Genomic DNA, 21,198 nt, shown 5'->3' on the forward strand with positions numbered 1-21,198 from the left:
ACAACGAGCAGCGCAGCCAGGCGGTGTCGTGCGCTCAGCGCGACTTCCCCTGGACCTCTAGCAGCTTGGGTCGCACATCCACCAGGTAGACACCGGCGGCCACGGCTGCGATCGCCACGCCCGTGACACCGAGGAACAACGACAGCAGACCCGCGACACCAAGTATCACCAGCCAAACAGGCTTGGTCAGCTTCTCGGCCGCGGTGTACGCGTCGGGCCGCTGCATTGCCGCATGGACGAACGCATAGATGGTCACCGCGGTGACCGCCCAGAACACGACCTGAAGAACAAGACCCGCCACACCTTGCAGCATCACGGCTACAAGAGTAGGCGGGTCTTGTCCTTGCGGTCGAACTAGCCAGTTCGAAACTGGCCAGGTCTTACTTCTGGGTGACCTTCTTGGCCGGCGCGGCCTTCTTGGCGGGAGCCTTCTTGGCGACAGCCTTGGCCGGAGCGGCCTTCTTGGCCGGAGCGGCCTTCTTCGCCGGAGCCTTGGCCGGGGCGGTCTTGGCGGGCAGGTCGACACCGACCAGCTTGGCGGCGCGCTCGCCGACGGCCCGGGTCTGCGAGGACACGTTGCCCAGCGCTTCCTGGGTCAGCTCGACTGCCTGGTCGACGTAGCCCTCGGCGCGAGCGGCGACGTCCTTGAGCTCGGGCTGGTTGCGCAGCCGCTCGAGGGCGGCCTCGCCGCGCTCGACGAGGCTGTTGTAGGTCGCGGTGGCGGACTCGACGTAGCCCTCCGCAGCCTTACGCAGCTCCTCGCTGGACAGTTTGCCGCGCAGTTCCTCGGCACGCTGGGGCAGGTCTTCCTGCAGCTTGGTCAGCGCCGCACGACGCTCTTCGACGCGGGTGCTGGCCTCGGAACGGGCCTCCTCCGCGCGGTCACGCAGGGTTGCGAGGATCTCGTTGACGGTAGCCAGGGCCAGATCGGCGGCACCGACAGCAGCGAGCAGCGGGGCCTTCAGGTCCTCGACGTTGGGGTTTTCAGCCATGATGTGGCTCCTTTCGATGTTTCGATGTTCGAATTTGTTTGTCAGTGAACGATTTTCGAGATTGCTGGTCTGTTGTTAATCAGGCGACAGCTCCTCACGGGCAGCTTCGTTCTGCTGACAGAACGACGTATAGATGTCGAGCAGAACCTGCTTCTGACGCTCGGTGATGACGGTGTCTCCGATAATCGCGTCGTGCACCTTGCTGGTCTCCCCTGGTTCGAGAATTCCAGCCCGGATGTAGAGCACCTCGGCGGACAACCGCAGCGCCTTGGCAATCTGGCTCAGCACCTCCGCAGAGGGCTTCCGTAGACCTCGTTCGATCTGACTGAGGTACGGGTTGCTGACACCGGCCTTTTCGGCCAGCTGCCGCACCGACACCTGAGCGGCCTCACGCTGCGCCCTGATGAAGCCCCCGATGTCGTGCGCGGCGGTGGCAACCACAGCCTGAAGATCGCCGTCTTGCGCCATGGATTGACCTCCCGTCGCGTTGGGTATCCGATGCGTACCCTCGTCACACTACGTGGGGGTGCTAACTTTTGCAAGCACTTGCTAGCGCAGGTCAGAGCGCTAATTCAGAATATGAGCTGCGCCACTGTGTAGATGACGAGGCCAGCCAGAGCGCCCACCACGGTGCCGTTGATCCGGATGAATTGCAGATCGCGGCCGACGTGCAACTCGATCCGTCGACTGGCTTCTTCGGCGTCCCAGCGCTCGATGGTGTCGGTGATGATCGTGGTGATCTCGGCCCCATACTGGGCCACCAGATGCTGCGCACCGCGCACGATCCAGTTATCCACTTTGTCGCGCAACTCGGCGTCGTCGCGCAGCGACTCGCCAATACGCACGATCGAATCAGTGATGCGAGTGCGCAGCGCGCTCGACGGATCGTCGACACCGTCAAGCACCAAGCGCTTCAACGTTTTCCACGCAGTCTCGGCCGCACGGGTGACCTCGTCGCGCGCCATCAGCTGTTCCTTGACCGCCTCCGCACGGGCGATCGTGGCCTGGTCGTTCTGCAGATCGTTGGCGAATTCGAACAGAAACCGCGTAGCCGATTGGCGCAGTTCATGATTCGGGTCGCGGCGAACCTTATCGGTGAAGTCCATCAGCTCGCGGTGGATCCGGTCGCCCACCAACTGGTCGACGAACCGCGGTGACCACGTGGGCGAGTCGCGCGTGACGACACGTTCGATCGTGTCTCCCGCGTTGAGCGCCCACTGGAACGCCCGGTCGCACAGTAGCTGGATCAGGGCTTCCTGGCGGTTCTCGGCCAGCAGCTGCGCCAGCACCCGGCCCACCGGCGGCCCCCATTGCGGCTCGGCCAGCCGTTTGACGATGGTGCGGTCGATCACCTGTTGGATGTCATCGTCGTTGAGCAGTTCCACGACGACGCGCAGCACGGTGCCGGCCTCGCTTGCCACGCGCGCGGCGTGTGACGGCTCCGACAGCCATTTGCCCAACCGACCGGCCACCTCGGCGTCGCGCAGCTTGGTCTCCACCACCTCCGGCGACAGGAAGTTCTCCCGCACGAAGGAGCCCAGCCCCTCGCCTAGCTGATCCTTCTTGCGCTTGATGATCGCCGTATGCGGGATCTTGAGTCCCAACGGGTGACGGAAAAGCGCGGTGACAGCGAACCAGTCGGCCAGCGCGCCGACCATGCCGGCCTCGGCGGCCGCCCCCACGTAGCCGATCCACGCGGGCCCACCCTGGGCCTGGCCCCACCGGCAGACCAAGAAAATCACCGTGGCGCCGATCAGGAAGCTCAGCGCGACGCCCTTCATCCGGCGGAGCCCGCGGCGTCGTTGCGCGTCCGCCTCCGGGTCGGCCCCGGCAAACGACTCCGCGATCGACGTACCCGCGCGGGCTACCTCCGAGGGCAACGCCGGGAGGCGATGTTTGGCTGCCACACCACCATCATCCGCTATCCGGCGAGCCAGTTAATGTGACCCTGCCGTTCCAACTGACCGTAGAATCGTTGAGAACGAGGGGAACGGACTTCGCGATAGTGGCACAGCAGACAAACCATGGGACCGCCAAAACCGATGGTCGCAAGCGACGCTGGCATCAGCACAAGGTGGAACGCCGCACCGAATTGGTCGACGGCGCGCTCGAAGCGGTGCGGCAGCGTGGCCACGACGTCAGCATGGACGATATAGCTGCAGAAATCGGCGTGTCCAAGACGGTGCTCTACCGCTACTTCATCGACAAGAACGATATGACCACCGCGGTCATGATGCGCTTCGCCCAGACCACCCTGATCCCCAATATGGCCGCCGCGTTGTCGTCGAATATGGACGGTTTCGACCTCACCCGCGAGATCATCCGGGTCTACGTGGACACCGTCGCCAACGAGCCAGAACCGTACCGATTCGTGATGGCAAACAGTTCGGCCAGCAAAAACAAAGTCATCGCCGACTCGGAGCAAATCATCGCCAGGATGCTCGCGGTGGTGCTGCGCAGGCGCATGCAGCGCGCCGGAATGGATACCGGCGGCGTCGAGCCCTGGGCCTACCTGATCGTCGGTGGTGTGCAGCTGGCGACGCACTCGTGGATGTCGAATCCGCGGATGACCAGTGCCGAGCTGATCGACTACCTGACGATGCTGTGCTGGAACGCGCTGTGCGGCATCGTCGAGGCCGGCGGATCGCTGGCCATGTTCAGTGCCCGGCCGCACCCGTCTCCGGTGCTGCCGCCCCACCTCACTTGAGATACGGGCCGAGCAAGGTATCCCAAGAGCTGCTCAGCTTCTTGTATTCGTCCTCGCAACCGTCGGCCCGGTCCTGCGGCAGCGAGCCACTGCTGACCAGGTCGGCGTTGCCGGTGGGATCGGCGCCGTAGACCCAGCATTCGAGGTTGTACATGCGCGCCAGGTCCAGCGAGTGGACGTCGGAGAGCTGACCCTCGTCGATCTCACCGCCCTTCTGGTCGCTGTATCCCTTGAACTCGCGAGCGAAGTCCTTTACCGCTTGGACCGAGGCCGGATCGATCTTCCCGTCGGGACCGGGAGTCAGCAGAATGTAGGCGGCGAGCTGGTCGGCGACGTCCTCTTCCTTGCCGGTCACCGGCAAGTTGTAGAGGTCGATCACCATGTGGCCGGTCTCGTGGTAGAAGGTCGCGATTTCCGAGTTGATCGCCGACTCCCTGGGGTCGGCGTCACCGGCCTTCGTGTAGATATTCAGCGCGTCGGCAGCGTCCTCGTAGCAGATGGTGACCGACTTGTCGGCAGGGCTCCAATAGGCGTTCGCCGACCCGCATTCCTTGCCGATCAACGGGATGTCATGCGGCAACTTCAACGAATCGGTTATGCCGTCGGCGAGATCTTCGAGCAGGTGGTCGTTCTTCATGATGTCGCGGCCGGTGATCGCTTCGGGCGAGGTGGCATCCTCGTAGGTCGCGATCATCTTGCCCGGCCAGTCCTTGTCGTCGGGCGACACGTCGGGCACCCCGTTGGCGTTGGCATCGGGTTGTCCCGATGATGGCGCCTGGGCCGTCGAGGCGGCCACCGCGGATTCCGATGACGGCTTCGATGTGGTGTCGTGCCCACAACCAACGGCGACAAGCGATAGCGCTACACCGATCAACCAGGTTCGCCCGCGCACCAATCCCCCAAACTCGTTCATTCAACGCGCGATGATGTTAACTGGAGCGGAGGCAGGGCGCGCGATGATCGAGCCAATCGGCCGCGCAACGTTGTGGTACAGGCGCATACCAGTTTTCGGTGAGTACGCGTATCTGTCTCACTGCCAACAATGCTTCGGGTTGATAGCGTTCACCCGACGATTTCGACGCGACCCGTTACGTTGGTGAGCGACATGCCAATTCGCAAGTGGATCAGCATTTGCCTGAACAAGGCAAGCCGCCCACCCCATTGCTCGGAAGCAAACCATGAATGGAGAGTGCCCCAACCATGTATGAAGAGCATTCAGGTTCGTATGGGGAGGGTTTCGATCGCATGGACATGGCTTCGCAGTCCCGCACGCCGATGGCGGAGGAGGCAAAGGTGGGAGCCCGCAGTCTCACATATCGCAAGCCGGTCGGGGTTGTCGCCGCGGTAGCCGTGTCATTCTCCGCGTTGTTTGCTGGCGCCCCCGTTGCGCTTGCCGATCCGTACGACGGCGACGACGGTGGCGGCAGCAGCTATGACGGAGGCGGGGATAGCGGCGGCGGGTTCGAGGAGCCTTCCGGCGGTGGTATGCAAGAACCCGCGAACGAACCCGGCGGTGGTATGCAAGAACCCGCCAACGAACCCGGCGGTGGTATGCAAGAACCCGCCAACGAACCCGGCGGAGGCATGCAAGAACCCGCCAACGAACCCGGCGGAGGCATGCAAGAACCGCCCACGGGTGGCGGGGGCATGCAAGAACCCGCCAACGAGCCCGGCGGCGGCATGCACGAACCCGCCAACGAACCCGGCGGCGGCATGCACGAACCCGCCAACGAACCCGGCGGAGGCATGCAAGAACCGCCCGGCGGCGGCATGCACGAACCCGCCAACGAACCCGGCGGAGGCATGCACGAACCGCCCACGGGTGGCGGGGGCATGCAAGAGCCCAACACCGAGGGCGGCGGCATGGTGGCGCCAACGGAAACGCAGGCCTCACAGCAGGATTACTCCGCGGCCTCGACATCCCAGGTCGTCGAGACGACGTCCACGGAGGTGTCGTCAGAAGAGATCACCAGCTATCAGGAGTCGATTTCCTCGACGGTGAGCACCTCATCGCTCACCACCGGGCTCGCCTTGAGCAGCCCTGTGGCACTGTGGAATTCGAGCTGGATCTCCTATGACCGCTACTACCGGCCCGTGTTCACCAACCCGTATCGCACCCCACTGAGCGTGCTATACGACTACGGCGACACCACCCAGGTGTTTACCGTGGCACCGCTGCAACGGGCCGCGCTGAATGTGCCCAATGCCGGTGTCTACACCTTCACCGCGATGACGCGTCCGGCGTCCGGGCCCGCCACGAACCTTTCGGTGGGTAGCTTCTCCGGAGGCGGCTACCAGCCGGGACCGGGGCAGGCGCCGCCGCAGCGGCCGGCCAAGCTGAACATCCAGAAGAACGTGCTCGTCCAGGTGAAGTTCGACCGCGGTTCGTCCGAACCGTTCCGGGTGAAGACGCTGATCGATCTTGGCAGCGATCCCAAGGTCAACGGCGCCACCAAGGTTCTGCTCGACGAGGAGATTCCGGCGTGGGGTCAATGGTCGAAGACCGACAAGGGCGAGGCGTTGTTTGTCATCAACCAAACCCAAACCCTCCCCGGCGTGAACCCGCCTGCACAGGAGCCGCTGGCCGGCTACAACGTGCAGCTGACCGCCTCCGCCCACAACCCATCGTGGATCGAGAAGAACAAGACGCTGCTGATCAGCGTCGCAGTCGGCGCGGGTGTGTTGGCGCTCGCCGGTGTCGGGTTCGTCCTGCTGACGAGGCGCCGCCGGGGGGCACAGTAAGCCGCAAACGGGTGGGATCGATGACGAGGGTGGGTGGTACGCAACCTGGCTGACGTCCCACCCGAAACCGCGCGGAGAGCCGACCGGGCCTGGTCAGCGCGGGCTATCATCGACCGGAGTATCCGTGTTGGGGGCAACGTGAATTCCGGACATTCGGGCGAGGTTTCGGAGGAGACTCCGCGCCAGCGTCTTATCGGCGCGCTGTCGGCGTCGATCGCGGAAGTCGGCTACCCGGCCACCACGGTGACCGATATCGTTCGGCGAGCCAGGACCTCGCGGCGCACGTTCTACGACTACTTCGCTGACCGCGAGGCCTGCCTGGTTGCACTGCTGACCCACATCAACACCCAGGGAATTCGTTCGATCCGCGCGGCCATCGACATCGAGGCCCCGTGGGAAATCCAGATTGCACAGGCGGTGCGGGCCTGGATCGAGAATGCCGCGCCGCAATCGGCGGTGATGCTGAGCTGGATTCGTGAGACGCCGGGCCTCGGCCATGCGGCACGCCAGCACAAGCTCGAAGTGACCGAGGCCTATATTCATCTGATCCAGAGCTTCAGCGATACCCCGATGCACCGGGCCGCGGGCTATGAAAAGGTCGCGCGCTCGCAGGCGATCATGTTCATCGGCGGCTTGCGCGAACTCACCGCGCTGACGCTGGAGCGGGGCGGGCGAATCCAAGATCTGATCGACGACGCCACCATCGCCGCACTGGCGTTGTTCAGTCCGCACCAAGCGCCCGTCCCCGCCGCGCCGATGCGCAGCGCGGCGCGGCGCGAGCGTCAAATACCTTGAGCTGAAACACCGCCTCGAGCCGTTGCCCGTGTGCGTTATCAACTGGCGCTAATGTCGCGGCTATGACCGATCTGCCGTCGCAATGGACTCACGAGCCTCGCAAAATCCTCAAATTCCATCCGGGCAGCAAGGTCGCCGACGTCGATCCCAATTCCACCCCCGGATATACCGGCGACAAGGACGGGTCCGAGGAGGTTCAGGCCGAGCGCAACGAGCGGTTCGCCGGCCTGCAGGAGATGCTCTACGCCAACGGCAAATCCGGCGACAACCGCTCGCTGCTGTTGGTGCTGCAGGGCATGGACACGGCGGGCAAGGGCGGCATCGTCAAGCACGTCGTGGGGGCTGGCGACCCAATGGGCATCCGCTACACCGGTTTCGGCGTTCCGACCGAGGAAGAACGCGCCCACCACTACCTGTGGCGCATCCGTAAGGCGCTCCCACCCGGCGGCCACGTCGGCGTGTTCGACCGTTCCCACTACGAGGACGTGCTGGTGGTCCGGGTGCATGAACTGGTGCCGCAAGACGTGTGGGAACCGCGCTACGACGAGATCAACGCCTTCGAAAAGGAGCTTGCCGACTCCGGGACCACCATCGTCAAGTGCGCGATGTTCGTCTCACTCGACGAGCAGAAACGCCGACTGGCGGAACGCCTCGATCGCAGCGACAAATACTGGAAGTTCAACCCGGCCGATATCGACGAACGGCTGCGGTGGCCCGACTACCAGGAGGCCTACCAGGCCGTCCTGGACCGGACTTCGACCGACCACGCACCGTGGTTCGTCATCCCCTGCGACAAGAAGTGGTACGCCAGGCTGGCCATCAACGAGCTACTGATCGAGGCCCTCAAAGGGATGGGGCTGTCGTGGCCGCCGGCCGGCTTCGACGTCGAGGAGCAGAAGAAGAGGCTGGCGCAGGCCTGAGCGTCAGCCCTTGACCAGGGTGAACTGGCCGATGTTGGTGATACCGCGACGGAAGAAGTCCGCGCAGCCGGTCAGGTACTTCATGTAGCGGTCGTAGATGTCCGGCGACGTGAGGGCGATAGCTTCGTCCCGTTTGGCCACCAGCTTGGCGGCCCACATATCCAGCGTGCGCGCGTAGTGCTGCTGCAGCAGGTGGATCCGCGTCAGCTCGAAGCCGGAATCGGCCGCCAGCTGTTCGATGTCCTCGACCGCGGGCAGCCGTCCACCCGGGAAGATCTCCGCCTCGATGAACTTCATGAACTTCAGATCGCTGATGGTCACCTTGATCTGGTTGTCCCGGAAGAACTTCTGGGTGTGCGCCAGGATCGTGTGCAGCAGCATTCGGCCGTCGTCGGGCAGCAGGCTGTAGGCCTTCTCGAAGAACAGCGGGTACCGCTCGACCTTGAACGCCTCGAAGGCGCCGATGCTCACGATGCGGTCGACGGGCTCGTCGAATTCCTCCCAGCCCTGCAACCGCACCTCGATCGAGCGCTTGGTGTCCAATGCAGCCAGGCGTTTGCGGGCGTACTCCGACTGGTTTTTGCTCAGTGTGATGCCGATGACGTTGACGTCGTACTTCTCCACCGCCATCTCCAGAGCCCCGCCCCAACCGCAGCCGACGTCAAGCAGCGTCATGCCGGGTTCGAGGTTGAGCTTGCCGAGCGCGAGGTCGAATTTGGCCGTCTGGGACTCCTCGAGCGTCATGTCGTCGCGCTCGTAGTAACCGCAGGTATAGCCCATCGTCGGGCCCAGGAACAGAGCGAAGAAGTCGTCCGATAGGTCGTAGATCGACTGTGACTCCTCGTAGTACGGAGTCAGATCAGCACCTACGTCGACCATTTACTGCAACCTTCCAGCGTCCTCCATGGCCCCCAACCAAAGTCAGGAGCCTAGTCAATCAATCCCGTGAATGCACAAAGCGCACGGGCGATTCAGGCAATCCCATCAGTACTCATAGAAACCGCGTCCAGACTTCTTGCCGAGCAGTCCGGCCTCGACCATGCGCAGCAACAGCGGCGGCGGGGCGTAGTGGGCGTCCTTGAGTTCTTCGTACATGGAATCGGCGATGAGCTTCATAGTGTCCAGGCCAATGAGGTCCGAGAGCCGCAGCGGGCCCATCGGGTGCGAGAGACCCGCGACGATCGCGGTGTCGACGTCCTCGACGGTGGCGACACCAGCCTCGACCATCCGGATGGCGGACAGCAGGTAGGGCACCAGCAGCGCGTTGACGACGAATCCGGAGCGGTCGCCGCAGCGCACCACCTTCTTGCCGAGGACCTCGCTCGCAAACTGTTCGACCTTTGCGACGGCCGCATCGGAGGTGACGATCGTGTTGATCACTTCGACGAGAGGCAGTACCGGCACCGGGTTGAAGAAATGCAACCCGAGCACTCGACTCGGGTTCTTGGTCGCCGCAGCGATTTTCATGATCGGGATGCTCGAGGTGTTGGACGCCAGCACCGCGTCCCGGTCGGTGATGATGCGGTCGAGTTCACTGAAGATCTTCGCCTTGACGGCCTCGTCCTCGACGACAGCCTCGATGACGAGCTGGCGGTCCGCCATATCGGCGAGATCGGTGGTGAAGGTCAGCCGCCCCAGCGCGGCGTCGCGGTCGCTCTCCGAGAGCTTGCCCTTGCTCGCCGCGCGCTCCAGCGAGCCGGTGAGGCGGGTGCGTCCTGCGCTGAGGAGCTCTTCGGTCGGCTCGAAGACGACCACATCGGCGCCCGCTTTGGCTGCCACCTCGGCGATGCCGGAACCCATCTGCCCCGCACCGACCACGCCAACTCGTTGAATGCTCACTTCGTCTCCTCACGCATCAGGCCCCGCCCAATATAAGGACGGGGCCTGATGTGACTAACAGCGGCTAGTGGCTATCGCTGTCGGTTCCCTTCGCTGCGCTCAGTGGCTATCACTGTCGGTTCCCTTCGCTGCGCTCAGTGGCTATCACTGTCGGTTCCCTTCGCTGCGCTCAGTGGAACTGACCCTCTTCGGTCGAGCCGGCCAGCGCCGTGGTGGAACTGGTCGGATCCACAGTGGTGGCAATCCGGTCGAAGTAACCGGCGCCGACCTCACGCTGGTGCTTGGTGGCGGTGTAACCGCGCTCCTCGGCAGCGAACTCGCGCTCCTGCAGCTCGACGTAAGCGCTCATCTGGTTGCGGGCGTAACCGTAGGCCAGATCGAACATCGAGTAGTTCAGGGCGTGGAAGCCGGCCAGCGTGATGAACTGGAACTTGAAGCCCATGGCGCCGAGCTCCTTCTGGAAGCGGGCGATGGTCGAATCGTCCAGGTGCTTGCGCCAGTTGAACGACGGCGAGCAGTTGTAGGCCAGCATCTGGTCCGGGAACTCGCTCTTGACGCCCTCGGCGAAGCGGCGGGCCAGGTCCAGATCCGGGGTACCGGTCTCCATCCAGATCAGGTCGGAGTAGGGCGCGTAAGACTTGGCACGCGCGATGCACGGCTCCAAGCCGTTCTTCACCCGGTAGAAACCTTCGGCGGTGCGCTCGCCGGTGACGAACGGACGGTCACGCTCGTCGACGTCGGAGGTGATGAGCGTGGCGGCCTCCGCGTCGGTGCGGGCGATGACCACGGTCGGCACATCGGCGACGTCAGCAGCGAGACGGGCCGAGGTCAGCGTGCGGATGTGCTGCTGGGTCGGGATCAGCACCTTGCCACCGAGGTGGCCACACTTCTTCTCCGAGGCCAGCTGGTCTTCCCAGTGCGAGCCCGCAACACCGGCGGCGATCATCGCCTTCTGCAGCTCGTAGACGTTCAGCGCGCCACCGAAACCGGCCTCGCCGTCGGCGACGATGGGGGCCAGCCAGTTCTCCACCGAGGTGTCGCCCTCAACCTTGGCGATCTCGTCGGCGCGCAGCAGCGCGTTGTTGATGCGGCGAACCACCTGCGGCACCGAGTTGGCCGGGTAGAGGCTCTGGTCGGGGTAGGTGTGGCCGGAGAGGTTCGCGTCACCGGCGACCTGCCACCCGGAGAGGTAGATGGCCTTCAGGCCGGCGCGGACCTGCTGGACGGCCATGTTGCCGGTCAGCGCGCCCAGCGCGTTGACGAACTCCATGTCGTGCAGCTGGTTCCACAGCACCTCGGCGCCGCGACGGGCAAGGGTGGCCTCCTCGACGACACTGCCCTGCAGGGCGACGACGTCCGCCGGGGTGTAGGTACGGGTCAAGCCCTTCCAGCGGGGATTGGTATCCCAGTCGCGCTGGATTTCTTCTGCAGTCTTCGGCTGGCCAACGTTGGACATCGCCTGCTCCTTCTCAATCGAGGTCGCCACCTTGACGGGAAGAACTGTTAACGTCAGGGCAGCTTCGCTTGTGTGCTCACACGAGCATGCCTCGCACCATCAGTGCAGTTCAAGCCGTTATGGGTGCCAATTTTCGCCAAGGGGTCCCGATAGTTTGCAAATCTTGCGAAGGACGTCACGGCCTGAACCGGTCCAGAAGTTACCGTTCAGTAGCACCTTTGCGCAGGTCAGTACGCTCGTACTGTTTAACCGAGTCGTTCAGAGCGGGAAGATCGCGGCAATCGCTTTGATCTCTTCGCCGACGACGTATGTGAGCGTTCTAACAGTGCGATCCGTGAGCCCGGGGCCGAACTTGTCGGTGGATCCGGGCGGATACACATGCAGCAGAATTTCCAGCTTGTCGCCGAGGGCCACCGGCGCATCGTGCTCGATGGTGATGCGCAGCGGCGCATCGAGCAGTTCGGGATGCGGGGCCAGGAACTCCTCGACGACTTTCCAGTACACCGAGTTGTTGACGTGGTCGAAAAGGTCGATGTCGCTGACTCGGATCGGGAAGTCGCGGATTTCGGTGGCGTCGTGGCGGGCGCCGGCGCTCAGATAGGACTTCCACCGCAGCCTGCCCTCGCTGGTGGTGCGTTTCAGACCGTCCAGGAAGTCGTCGGCGATGCGGGCCGGGCCTTGGGTCTCGCGGTTGATGTTGATCCAGAAGGCCTCTGATTCGATCAGGCCGCCCTTGCGACCGTCGATGCGGACCCGCATCTCACACCAGCGATTCGAGGTGCCCGAACACCAGCGCCGCATCCGCAGCATGTCCTGGAACTCGATGGGGCGGATCAGGTCGACCATGGTGCGCCGGACGATCCACAACGGATGGGTTTCCTCGTGGCCCATCTCGCGCAGCTGATCCTGACCAATGTCCTGGATGTGGCGGCAGGCCGCGTCAAGTCGCAGGCGGCCGACGCGGTCGATATCGCCGACGCGAAGCGGCCACTCCCGGTCGAAGACGTCGGGGTGCGGGTCGGGCACGGGCATCAGCACTTTCGCCAACCCAGTGACTGCGGTGCGCTCCGGTGCACTCATTTCGTCTCGTCCTCTCCCCATCCCGCCTAAGCGCGATCATGCCAAAGGGCCAGTTGAATGCCAACCAGCCTGCGTTGCCAACGCTGCGAAGATGTTCTTCGCAAAGCCTCGGTAGGCTGGCTACGTGGCCAAGACGTTCGTCGGCTCCCGGATACGACAGCTGCGCAGCGAGCGCGGATTCAGCCAGGCTGCCCTTGCCCAGATGCTGGAGATCTCGCCCAGCTATCTCAATCAGATCGAGCACGATGTCCGGCCGCTGACCGTCGCCGTGCTGCTGCGCATCACCGAAGTCTTCGGGGTGGATGCGACGTTCTTCTCATCCCAGGACGACACCCGGCTGGTGGCCGAACTGCGGGAACTGACGATGGACCGTGACCTCGAACTCGACGTCGACATGGCCGAGGTCGCCGACATCGTCAACACCCATCCCGCGATCGCGCGCGCGATCGTCAACCTGCACCGCCGCTACCGGATCACCGCCGCGCAACTGGCGGCTGCCACCGAGGACCGGTTCAACCTCAACACCGGAGGCAGCGGCTCAGCATCCATCTCGATGCCCCACGAGGAAGTCCGCGACTACTTCTACGAGCGGCAGAACTATCTGCACGAACTCGACGCCGCCGCCGAGGATCTCACCATCCGGATGCGGATGCACCGTGCCGAGTTGTCGCGGGAGCTCTCCGATCGGCTGACGATGGTGCACGGCGTGCACATCATCCGCCGCATCGATCTCGGCGAGACAGTGCTGCACCGCTACGATCCGTCGACCCGCACGCTGGAGATCAGCAATCACCTGTCGTCAGGTCAACAGGTTTTCAAGATGGCGACCGAGCTGGCGTACCTGGAATTCGGCGACCTGATCGACCGACTGGTCGACGAGGGCAAGTTCACCAGCGAGGAATCCCGGACGCTGGCCCGGCTCGGGCTCGCCAATTACTTCGCCGCGGCGACGGTGCTGCCTTACGGGCAGTTCCACCACATGGCCGAGAACTTCCGCTACGACATCGAGCGGCTCTCGGCCTTCTATCAGGTCAGCTACGAGACGATCTGCCACCGGCTCTCCACGCTGCAGCGGCCCTCAATGCGCGGCGTGCCGTTCTCCTTCGTCCGGGTAGACAAGGCCGGCAACATGTCGAAACGTCAGTCCGCCACGGGCTTTCACTTCTCGTCCGCCGGCGGCACGTGCCCGCTGTGGAACGTCTACGAGACGTTCGCCAACCCCGGCAAGATCTTGGTGCAGATGGCCCAGATGCCCGACGGACAGAACTACATGTGGGTGGCGCGAACCGTCGAACGACGCGCGTCACGATACGGCCAGCCGGTCAAGATGTTCGCGATCGGCCTGGGCTGCGAAGCCCGCCACGCCAGCCGGCTGGTCTACTCGAAGGGGCTGGACCTGTCATCGGACAGCGCAACTCCGATCGGCGCCGGCTGCCGGGTGTGCGAACGCGACAACTGCCCGCAGCGCGCCTTCCCAGCCTTGGGCCGCGCCCTCGATCTCGACGAGCACCGCAGCACAGTATCGCCCTATTTGGTCAAGGAGTCCTGATGCCCCAACGCATTCCGCCAGGCGGCCGACGCGAGCTCGGCCTGCTCAACTGGGGAATTGCGCGAGTGGGCGCACGCTCCATTCGCGCCCCGCAGATGAACCTGTTCAACGTCCTCGGCCAGCACAAGCTGCTGTTCTTGTCGTTTCTGCCGTATTCGGGCGTCCTGCTGAATTGGGGCAAGCTACCCAAGCGTGACAAGGAACTGGTGATCCTGCGGGTGGGCCACCTACGTGACTCTGAGTACGAACTCCAACAACACCGGCGACTGGCCAAGACCCGAGGGCTCGATTCTGCGTTGCAGGACAAGATCTTTGCCGGGCCGACCACCGAGGGCCTGACCGATCGCCAACGGGCCCTGCTGACAGCCGTCGACGAGTTCGTGCTTCAGCGAGACCTCACCGATGACACGTTCGCCGACCTGTCAGCACACCTGACCCGCGAGCAGGTGATCGAATTCTGTGCTCTGGCAGGGCATTACGATACGATCGCCGCCACCCTGAGGACGTTGCGCGTGCCGATGGACTTTCCGGACTGACTACTCGCCGATCTGCTGACAGCTCCGGTCTACAGGTAGGTGACCCCGAGGACGATCAGCGTGAAGATTACCGGCGAGACCGGCACGCAGCCCAGAAACGCCGCCCAGACCATCCGTTTACGCTGGTAGTTCCGCCACGCCAGGAAGCCGACCACGGCGGCCAACACCGCGATCACCGCGGAGAGGATCAGCACCCAGAAGCTGACATCCTGCCCGTCGGTGGCGATGGAAATGCCGATCAGCCACAGGATGTGGCCGACCACGAGTCCGCCGATACCGGCGATCAGTGTCGGTCTCAAAAGTTGATCATGTGGCCGGTGAGACCGTGGAAGCATTCCTGGAGCGCCTCCGACAGCGTCGGGTGAGTGTGCACGTTGCGGGCCAGCTCGTTGGCCGTCAGGTCCCACTTCTGCGCCAGCGTCAGCTCGGGCAGAAGCTCGGACACGTCGGGACCGATCAGGTGCCCGCCGATCAACTCGAGATGCTTCTTGTCGGCGATGAGCTTGACGAAGCCGGTCGGGTCGGCCAGCCCGTGTGCCTTGCCGTTGGCGGTGAACGGGAACTTCGCGACGACGACGTCGTAGCCCTCGTCGCGGGCCTGCTCTTCGGTGAGGCCGAAGCTGGCCACCTGCGGCTGGCAGAAGGTAGCCCGCGGCATCATCCGGTAGTCACCGAGAGCCAGCGTCTCGGCACCCGCAATGGTCTCGGCGGCGACGACTCCCATCGCCTCGGCGACGTGGGCCAGCTGCAGCTTGCCCGTGACGTCGCCGATGGCATAGATGTGCAGCACGTTGGTGCGCATGTAGTCGTCGATACCGATCGCCTTGCGGTCGGTCAGCGCAACACCGGCCGCCTCGAGCCCGAAACCTTCGACGTTGGGGCCAAAGCCGATGGCCTGCAACACCTTATCGGCCTTGAGCTCCTCGGTTTTGCCGTCCTTGCTGACCGTCACCGTGACCGTGGACCCATCGTCGTCGATAGATTCCACCTTGGTGCCGGTGAGGATCTTCACGCCGAGCTTCTTGTACTGCTTCTCGATCTCCTTGGACACCTCGGCGTCCTCGTTGGGCAGGGCGCGCGGCAGGAACTCGACGATGGTGACGTCTACGCCGTAGTTCTTCAGCACGTAGGCGAATTCCATACCGATCGCCCCGGCGCCCGCGATGATGATCGAGCCCGGCAGTTCACGGGACAAGATCTGCTTCTCGTAGGTGACGACGTTCTCGCTCAGCGACGTGCCCGGCACAAGACGGGTGCTGCTGCCCGTAGCGATGATGGCGTGGTCGAACTCGACCTTTTCGGTGCCCCCCTCGTTGAGAGCGACCTCGATGCTGTTGGGCCCGGTGAAGGTGCCGTAACCGTGAATCTCGGTGATCTTGTTCTTCTTCATCAAGAAGTGAACGCCGGCCACTCGGCCGTCGGCGACCTTGCGGCTGCGGTCGAAGGCAACCCCGTAGTCGAAGGTGGCCTCACCACTGATGCCGAACGTCTTTGCTTCCTTGGTGAAGATATGGGCCAGCTCGGCGTTGCGCAGCAACGCCTTCGACGGAATACAACCGACATTGAGGCAGACCCCGCCCCAATACTTCGGTTCGATGATGGCGGTGTTGAGCCCGAGCTGGGCGGCGCGAATCGCCGCGACGTACCCGCCGGGACCGGCTCCGAGAACGACGACGTCATAGTGAGTCACGTCGTCAGCCTATCGTCGGGCGCGCGATCCATTCGAAGTAGTAGGCACCGTGCAGCAGCGCGGCGGCGGCCACCGAGGCCAGCGGCGCCGACATCAAGGCGATGGCCAGCGCCGTTACCGGCGGACGGTTCTGCGCCATGGAGACCAGCATGCTGCCGACCGAGCAGACGATGAGGTAAATCAGCACGAAAAACACCGCCGGTGTCTTGTTCAGCGATGTGTACCACCAGAAGTAGAAGCCCAGGCCGGCGGCGGCTGCCAACACCCACACCGCCGCCACGATGAACACGAACTGCCACCGCTTGACGTATTGGTAGGTACCTGCCGCGGCTGCGGCCGCGGGTGGCACGACGACCGGTTCGGCGTGCAGCGTCCCGTTGACCCTGTGCAGGAACGCATCGGTGTCGAAGTCCCCCAACTCGCTGAACGCTATAGACGGCCCCGAGACCTCCGCCTCGGGTTCGTCGGTCAGCGACCTGAGCGGTTCGGGATGCGGCCCGGTGTCGAAGATCGGTGCGTGATGCGGCTCGGTCGATGGAACGGACGTTTTGTCAGCCATGGGACACCACCTGAACGAGAACCAATGCCGCCAGCCAGCCCGGCCCCATCGCCAGGATGAACGCCCCCACCGTCGTGATCCAGCGCCGGGCGGAAAACAGGATGACCAGCATTCCGATCACGCTGGGGACTGCCACCACCAAGCCGACCACGAGGTCGGGACGAACCGGTGTCTTGATCAACAAGGTGGCCACGACGGCAGCGATCAGACCGGTCACCGTCCCGACCAGCAACGCACTTGTGAGCAGCCATGCCCGAGGCAGGGGTATCACCCTTAAAGGGTACTTGCCCCGTAGCCGACTACGGCTGAACGACTCCGGCGTGCCGACCAGGGATCGCGCACGCATCGGCGGCCTCGGCGACCACCAGATCGGCCCGTTCGGGTAGCCGCATACCGCGCTCATGGTCGGCGCCGGTGAGTGGCAAGGCGCTGGCCAGCAACCCGTTTTCGGCGTCGGTGAAGGCCCGGCCGCGGCTCAGGAAGCGCATTCCTTCGGGGGCCTCAAGGCTGAAACCGCCGCCGCGGCCGGAGACGACGTCGATGACGAGTTGAGTGTGTTTCCAGGTCTCGAATTGAGGGCCGGAGATCCACACCGGGGCACCCTCGAGGACTCCGAGTAGGACGTCACGATCACCGACGATGAATTCCCCGTCGGGGTAGCACATCGGCGACGACCCGTCGCAGCAGCCGCCGGACTGGTGGAACATCACCGGCCCGTGCCGCTTCTGTAGCCGGCGCAGAAGCTCGGCGGCCGCCGCGGTGATCAACGCGCGCGGCGGCGCCTCGTCACTCATCAACGGTGCCAAATTCTTTCTTCCTCACTCCGCACGTCAGAAAAACCCTTGTGCCTTGTTCGAGTAGGAGACGAGGAGGTTTTTGGTTTGCTGGTAGTGGTCGAGCATCATCTTGTGGTTTTCGCGTCCGATGCCGGATTGTTTGTAGCCGCCGAAGGCGGCGTGCGCGGGGTAGGCGTGGTAGCAGTTGGTCCAGACGCGGCCGGCTTTGATGTCGCGGCCGGCGCGGTAGGCGGTGTTGCCGTCGCGGCTCCACACCCCGGCACCGAGCCCGTAGAGGGTGTCGTTGGCGATGCCGATGGCGTCGTCGTAATCGGTGAAGGACGTGACAGCCACGACGGGCCCGAAGATCTCTTCCTGGAAGATCCGCATGGCGTTGTTGCCGGTGAAGATCGTGGGCTGCACGTAGTAGCCGCCGTTGAGGTCGCCACCCAATTCGGTGCGCTCGCCACCGGTCATGATCGTGGCGCCTTCACTCTTGCCGATCTCGATGTAGGACAAGATCTTCTCCAACTGATCGTTGGAGGCCTGCGCCCCGATCATCGTCTCGGTATCCAGCGGATCACCCTGGCGTACCGCCTTGGTGCGGATCGCGGCCATGGCCAGGAACTCGTCGTAGATATCGGACTGAATCAGGCTGCGCGACGGGCAGGTACACACCTCGCCCTGGTTGAGGGCGAACATCGTGAAACCCTCCAACGCCTTGTCCTGATACTCGTCGTTGGCGGCCATCACATCGGAGAAGAAAATGTTGGGGCTCTTACCGCCCAACTCCAGGGTGACCGGGATCAGGTTCTGGCTGGCGTACTGCATGATCAACCGGCCGGTGGTGGTCTCACCGGTAAAGGCGATCTTGGCGATCCGGTTCGACGACGCCAACGGCTTGCCGGCCTCGACACCAAAACCATTGACCACGTTGAGGACACCCGCAGGCAGCAGATCAGCGATCAACGAGATCAGATAGAGCACCGAGGCCGGGGTCTGCTCGGCGGGCTTGAGGACCACCGCGTTGCCTGCCGCCAGAGCCGGCGCCAGCTTCCACACGGCCATCAGGATCGGGAAATTCCACGGAATGATCTGGCCCACCACCCCCAACGGCTCGTGGAAATGGTAAGCCACGGTGTCCTCATCGATCTGGCTCAGCGAGCCTTCCTGAGCGCGGATCGCACCGGCGAAGTAGCGAAAGTGATCAATTGCCAACGGAATATCGGCGTTCAGCGTCTCCCGGATCGGCTTGCCGTTATCCCAGGACTCAGCCAGCGCGATGGACTCCAGATTAGCCTCGATACGATCAGCGATCCTGTTCAGGACCAACGCCCGATCGGCGGGCGAGGTCTTACCCCACCCCGGCGCCGCCGCATGCGCAGCGTCCAGGGCCTTGTCGATGTCGGCGCCGGCGGAACGGGCCACCTCACAGAACACCTCACCCGTCACCGGCGTCGGGTTCTCGAAGTACTCACCACCCACCGGCGCAACCCACTCACCACCAATGAAGTTCTCGTATCGGGATTGGAAGGACATTGCTGACCCCGTGGCACCGGGGCGGGCGAACACAGTCATCATCGACTCCTGACAGATTCACGGTGTAATTCAGCTCACATTACCGCTGCCCCCAGAATGGAGGGCATGGCCGTAGAAGACCCTCACCTCTGGCTCGAAGAAATCGCTGGCGACGAGCAGTTGGACTGGGTGCGCAAGCACAACGATCCGACGGTCGCCGAATTCAGCGGTGAGACGTTCGAGCAGCTGCGTACCGAGGCGTTGGAGGTGCTCGACACCGACGCACGCATCCCGTACGTGCGCCGGCGCGGCGAATATCTTTACAACTTCTGGCGCGACGCGGCCAACCCGCGGGGGCTGTGGCGGCGCACCACACTGGACAGCTACCGGAGCGAGGATCCCACCTGGGACGTGATCATCGACCTCGACGAGCTGGCAGCCGCTGACGGCGAAAAGTGGGTGTGGGCCGGGGCCGACGTCATAGAGCCCGATCACACGCTGGCATTGATCAGCTTGTCGCCGGGCGGCTCGGATGCGGCGATTGTGCGCGAATTCGACATGACGAAGCGGGAATTCGTGGCTGGCGGGTTCGAGCTCCCGGAGGCGAAGTCGCAGCTGTCGTGGGAGGACCACGACACAGTGTTGGTCGGCACCGACTTCGGGCCGGACTCGATGACGGAGTCCGGCTACCCCAGGATCGTCAAACGGTGGCGGCGTCATCAGCCACTGGCCGAGGCGCAGACTCTGTTCACCGGACCGATCACCGACGTGGCCGTGGGGGCGACCGTGGACCGCACGCCCGGCTACGAACGCACCCTGCTGAGCCGCGCTGTCGACTTCTTCAACGACGAGGTGTACCAACTCCGCGCGGGCGAGCTGGTGCGCATCGATGCACCGAGCGACGCCAGCTTGTCGGTGCATCGCGAATGGCTGTTGGTCGAGCTGCGCAGCGACTGGGAAACGGGTACGGCGACCTATCGGACAGGGTCGCTACTGGCCGCCAACTTCGAGGGATTCATCGGCGGCACAGCTGATCTCGCAGTGGTGTTTGAACCTGACGAGCACAGCAGCCTGCACCAGTACGCATGGACCCGTGACCGGCTGCTGCTCGTGACGCTGGTCGACGTTGCCAGCCGGGTAGAGATTGTGACACCAGGTACTTGGGCCCGGGAATCCGTACCTGGCGTCGCCGACGGCAGCAACACGGGGATCGTCGCCACCGACGACACAGGTGACGAAATCTTCTTGGATTCAAGCGATTTCATCACTCCGTCGCGACTGTTGCACGGGCGCGGCGGTGAGGTCACCGAGATCAAACGGGCGCCGTCATTCTTCGACGCTGCCGACCTGGAAGTGGCACAACACTTCGCGACCTCCGATGACGGCACGGCGATCCCCTACTTCGTCGTCAGAAACAAGCACAACCAGGGACCCGCGCCGACGCTGCTGGGCGGCTACGGCGGGTTCGAGGTGTCACGAACCCCGGGCTACGACGGCGTCCTTGGGCGGCTGTGGCTGTCGCGGGGCGGGACCTACGTGATGGCCAACATCCGCGGCGGCGGCGAGTACGGGCCGCGCTGGCACACCCAAGCGATGCGAGAAGGCCGGCACAAGGTGGCCGAGGACTTCGCCGCGGTGGCACGTGATCTCGTCGAGCGGGGTGTGACCACCGTTGCGCAGCTCGGTGCGCAGGGCGGCAGCAACGGCGGTCTGCTGATGGGCATCATGTTGACCAAGTACCCAGAGTTGTTCGGCGCGTTGGTGTGTCAGGTACCGCTGCTGGACATGAAGCGCTTCCACCTGTTGTTGGCCGGAGCGTCATGGGTGGCCGAGTACGGGGATCCGGATGATCCCGACGACTGGGCGTTCATCTCCGAATACTCGCCGTATCAAAACATTTCGGCCGCTCGACGCTACCCTCCGGTGCTGATCACCACCTCGACGCGTGATGACCGGGTGCACCCGGGGCATGCCCGCAAGATGACGGCTGCGCTCGAAGAAGCCGGCCACCCGGTCTGGTACTACGAGAACATCGAGGG

General features: G+C 64.0%; 22 protein-coding genes. 7 read left to right on the forward strand and 15 right to left on the reverse strand.

Annotated features, from left to right (window positions below):
- Positions 1–34: 34 nt before the first annotated feature.
- The 4 genes from CG716_RS18085 to CG716_RS18100 all read right to left on the reverse strand — a co-directional run bounded on the left by CG716_RS18085 (position 35) and on the right by CG716_RS18100 (position 2,899).
- Positions 35–310 carry a DUF2516 family protein gene (locus CG716_RS18085; RefSeq protein ID WP_207760715.1) on the reverse strand — a complete coding sequence of 92 codons (276 nt, stop codon included), beginning with the start codon at positions 308–310 and terminating at the stop codon, positions 35–37.
- 70 nt (positions 311–380) lie between these two features.
- The gene (locus CG716_RS18090) at positions 381–992 is read right to left on the reverse strand and encodes an aldehyde dehydrogenase family protein (protein WP_094482052.1); all 612 of its coding nucleotides are present in this window, start codon (positions 990–992) and stop codon (positions 381–383) included.
- A 75-nt stretch (positions 993–1,067) separates the two neighbouring features.
- Complete coding sequence (locus CG716_RS18095; protein WP_094482053.1) at positions 1,068–1,460, reverse strand: helix-turn-helix domain-containing protein; 393 nt, start codon at positions 1,458–1,460, stop codon at positions 1,068–1,070.
- 104 nt (positions 1,461–1,564) lie between these two features.
- Positions 1,565–2,899 carry a DUF445 domain-containing protein gene (locus CG716_RS18100; protein WP_207760712.1) on the reverse strand — a complete coding sequence of 445 codons (1,335 nt, stop codon included), beginning with the start codon at positions 2,897–2,899 and terminating at the stop codon, positions 1,565–1,567.
- A 98-nt stretch (positions 2,900–2,997) separates the two neighbouring features.
- On the opposite strand from CG716_RS18100, the gene CG716_RS18105 reads away from it, so the two are divergent.
- Entirely contained in the window at positions 2,998–3,699 is a 702-nt protein-coding gene (locus tag CG716_RS18105; RefSeq protein WP_094482055.1) for a TetR/AcrR family transcriptional regulator, read from the forward strand.
- Here CG716_RS18105 and CG716_RS18110 read toward each other — a convergent pair.
- Complete coding sequence (locus CG716_RS18110; protein WP_207760716.1) at positions 3,692–4,591, reverse strand: DUF4344 domain-containing metallopeptidase; 900 nt, start codon at positions 4,589–4,591, stop codon at positions 3,692–3,694. The two genes, CG716_RS18105 and CG716_RS18110, sit on opposite strands and share 8 nt — an antisense overlap.
- Before the next feature lie 401 nt (positions 4,592–4,992).
- Here CG716_RS18110 and CG716_RS18115 point away from each other — a divergent pair, with 401 nt between their 5' ends.
- From CG716_RS18115 to CG716_RS18125, 3 genes are all read left to right on the forward strand, one after another.
- Positions 4,993–6,441 carry a hypothetical protein gene (locus CG716_RS18115; RefSeq protein WP_165774197.1) on the forward strand — a complete coding sequence of 483 codons (1,449 nt, stop codon included), beginning with the start codon at positions 4,993–4,995 and terminating at the stop codon, positions 6,439–6,441.
- 138 nt (positions 6,442–6,579) lie between these two features.
- The gene (locus tag CG716_RS18120; protein ID WP_094482061.1) at positions 6,580–7,236 is read left to right on the forward strand and encodes a TetR/AcrR family transcriptional regulator; all 657 of its coding nucleotides are present in this window, start codon (positions 6,580–6,582) and stop codon (positions 7,234–7,236) included.
- 62 nt (positions 7,237–7,298) lie between these two features.
- Positions 7,299–8,156, forward strand: a complete 858-nt coding sequence (locus CG716_RS18125; protein ID WP_094482063.1) for a polyphosphate kinase 2 family protein — start codon at positions 7,299–7,301, stop codon at positions 8,154–8,156.
- 3 nt (positions 8,157–8,159) lie between these two features.
- On the opposite strand, the gene CG716_RS18130 is transcribed toward CG716_RS18125, so the two are convergent.
- The 4 genes from CG716_RS18130 to CG716_RS18145 form a co-directional block, all read right to left on the reverse strand.
- Positions 8,160–9,035 (reverse strand): cyclopropane mycolic acid synthase family methyltransferase, encoded by an 876-nt coding sequence (locus CG716_RS18130; protein WP_094482065.1) that lies wholly within the window; start codon positions 9,033–9,035, stop codon positions 8,160–8,162.
- A 105-nt stretch (positions 9,036–9,140) separates the two neighbouring features.
- Positions 9,141–9,995, reverse strand: coding sequence for a 3-hydroxybutyryl-CoA dehydrogenase (locus CG716_RS18135; protein WP_094482067.1), 855 nt, complete (start codon positions 9,993–9,995; stop codon positions 9,141–9,143).
- A 169-nt stretch (positions 9,996–10,164) separates the two neighbouring features.
- Positions 10,165–11,451, reverse strand: a complete 1,287-nt coding sequence (gene aceA, locus CG716_RS18140; RefSeq protein WP_094482123.1) for an isocitrate lyase — start codon at positions 11,449–11,451, stop codon at positions 10,165–10,167.
- A 258-nt stretch (positions 11,452–11,709) separates the two neighbouring features.
- Positions 11,710–12,531: an acyl-[acyl-carrier-protein] thioesterase gene (locus CG716_RS18145; RefSeq protein ID WP_094482069.1), complete on the reverse strand. Its 822-nt coding sequence runs from the start codon at positions 12,529–12,531 to the stop codon at positions 11,710–11,712.
- Positions 12,532–12,655: 124 nt separating this feature from the next.
- Here CG716_RS18145 and ramB point away from each other — a divergent pair, with 124 nt between their 5' ends.
- Both ramB and CG716_RS18155 read left to right on the forward strand, forming a co-directional pair.
- Complete coding sequence (gene ramB / locus CG716_RS18150; RefSeq protein WP_094482071.1) at positions 12,656–14,080, forward strand: acetate metabolism transcriptional regulator RamB; 1,425 nt, start codon at positions 12,656–12,658, stop codon at positions 14,078–14,080.
- Positions 14,080–14,616 carry a carboxymuconolactone decarboxylase family protein gene (locus tag CG716_RS18155; RefSeq protein ID WP_094482073.1) on the forward strand — a complete coding sequence of 179 codons (537 nt, stop codon included), beginning with the start codon at positions 14,080–14,082 and terminating at the stop codon, positions 14,614–14,616. Before ramB ends, CG716_RS18155 begins: the two co-directional genes overlap by 1 nt.
- 29 nt (positions 14,617–14,645) lie before the next feature.
- Here CG716_RS18155 and CG716_RS18160 read toward each other — a convergent pair whose 3' ends face one another.
- The 6 genes from CG716_RS18160 to adh are packed head-to-tail and all read right to left on the reverse strand — an operon-like array spanning position 14,646 to position 19,219.
- Positions 14,646–14,915, reverse strand: coding sequence for a hypothetical protein (locus CG716_RS18160; RefSeq protein WP_165774198.1), 270 nt, complete (start codon positions 14,913–14,915; stop codon positions 14,646–14,648).
- Entirely contained in the window at positions 14,912–16,306 is a 1,395-nt protein-coding gene (gene lpdA, locus CG716_RS18165; protein WP_094482075.1) for a dihydrolipoyl dehydrogenase, read from the reverse strand. Before lpdA ends, CG716_RS18160 begins: the two co-directional genes overlap by 4 nt.
- Positions 16,307–16,310: 4 nt before the next feature.
- On the reverse strand, positions 16,311–16,865 hold the full coding sequence (locus tag CG716_RS18170; protein ID WP_094482077.1) for a hypothetical protein: 555 nt from the start codon (positions 16,863–16,865) through the stop codon (positions 16,311–16,313).
- Complete coding sequence (locus CG716_RS18175; protein ID WP_207760713.1) at positions 16,858–17,136, reverse strand: putative holin; 279 nt, start codon at positions 17,134–17,136, stop codon at positions 16,858–16,860. Before CG716_RS18175 ends, CG716_RS18170 begins: the two co-directional genes overlap by 8 nt.
- 28 nt (positions 17,137–17,164) lie before the next feature.
- Positions 17,165–17,659 (reverse strand): DUF779 domain-containing protein, encoded by a 495-nt coding sequence (locus tag CG716_RS18180; RefSeq protein ID WP_094482081.1) that lies wholly within the window; start codon positions 17,657–17,659, stop codon positions 17,165–17,167.
- A 36-nt stretch (positions 17,660–17,695) separates the two neighbouring features.
- Positions 17,696–19,219, reverse strand: a complete 1,524-nt coding sequence (gene adh / locus CG716_RS18185; protein ID WP_094482083.1) for an aldehyde dehydrogenase — start codon at positions 19,217–19,219, stop codon at positions 17,696–17,698.
- A gap of 66 nt (positions 19,220–19,285) precedes the next feature.
- Between adh and CG716_RS18190 the strand changes: the two genes are divergently transcribed.
- Positions 19,286–21,198, forward strand: a 1,913-nt coding sequence (locus tag CG716_RS18190) for a prolyl oligopeptidase family serine peptidase (protein WP_094482085.1), incomplete at its 3' end; no start/stop codon positions are given.

Origin of the sequence: Mycolicibacterium sphagni (genome assembly GCF_002250655.1) — a bacterium.
Lineage (GTDB): Bacteria > Actinomycetota > Actinomycetes > Mycobacteriales > Mycobacteriaceae > Mycobacterium > Mycobacterium sphagni.

What these genes read in the sequence shown, in the direction of transcription:
- CG716_RS18090 (WP_094482052.1), bottom strand. Translation starts at nt 992, where the DNA reads ATGGCTGAAAACCCCAACGTCGAGGACCTGAAGGCCCCGCTGCTCGCT.
- CG716_RS18095 (WP_094482053.1), bottom strand. Translation starts at nt 1,460, where the DNA reads ATGGCGCAAGACGGCGATCTTCAGGCTGTGGTTGCCACCGCCGCGCAC.
- CG716_RS18125 (WP_094482063.1), top strand. Translation starts at nt 7,299, where the DNA reads ATGACCGATCTGCCGTCGCAATGGACTCACGAGCCTCGCAAAATCCTC.
- CG716_RS18130 (WP_094482065.1), bottom strand. Translation starts at nt 9,035, where the DNA reads ATGGTCGACGTAGGTGCTGATCTGACTCCGTACTACGAGGAGTCACAG.
- aceA (WP_094482123.1), bottom strand. Translation starts at nt 11,451, where the DNA reads ATGTCCAACGTTGGCCAGCCGAAGACTGCAGAAGAAATCCAGCGCGAC.
- CG716_RS18145 (WP_094482069.1), bottom strand. Translation starts at nt 12,531, where the DNA reads ATGAGTGCACCGGAGCGCACCGCAGTCACTGGGTTGGCGAAAGTGCTG.
- CG716_RS18155 (WP_094482073.1), top strand. Translation starts at nt 14,080, where the DNA reads ATGCCCCAACGCATTCCGCCAGGCGGCCGACGCGAGCTCGGCCTGCTC.
- CG716_RS18170 (WP_094482077.1), bottom strand. Translation starts at nt 16,865, where the DNA reads ATGGCTGACAAAACGTCCGTTCCATCGACCGAGCCGCATCACGCACCG.
- CG716_RS18180 (WP_094482081.1), bottom strand. Translation starts at nt 17,659, where the DNA reads ATGAGTGACGAGGCGCCGCCGCGCGCGTTGATCACCGCGGCGGCCGCC.
- adh (WP_094482083.1), bottom strand. Translation starts at nt 19,219, where the DNA reads ATGACTGTGTTCGCCCGCCCCGGTGCCACGGGGTCAGCAATGTCCTTC.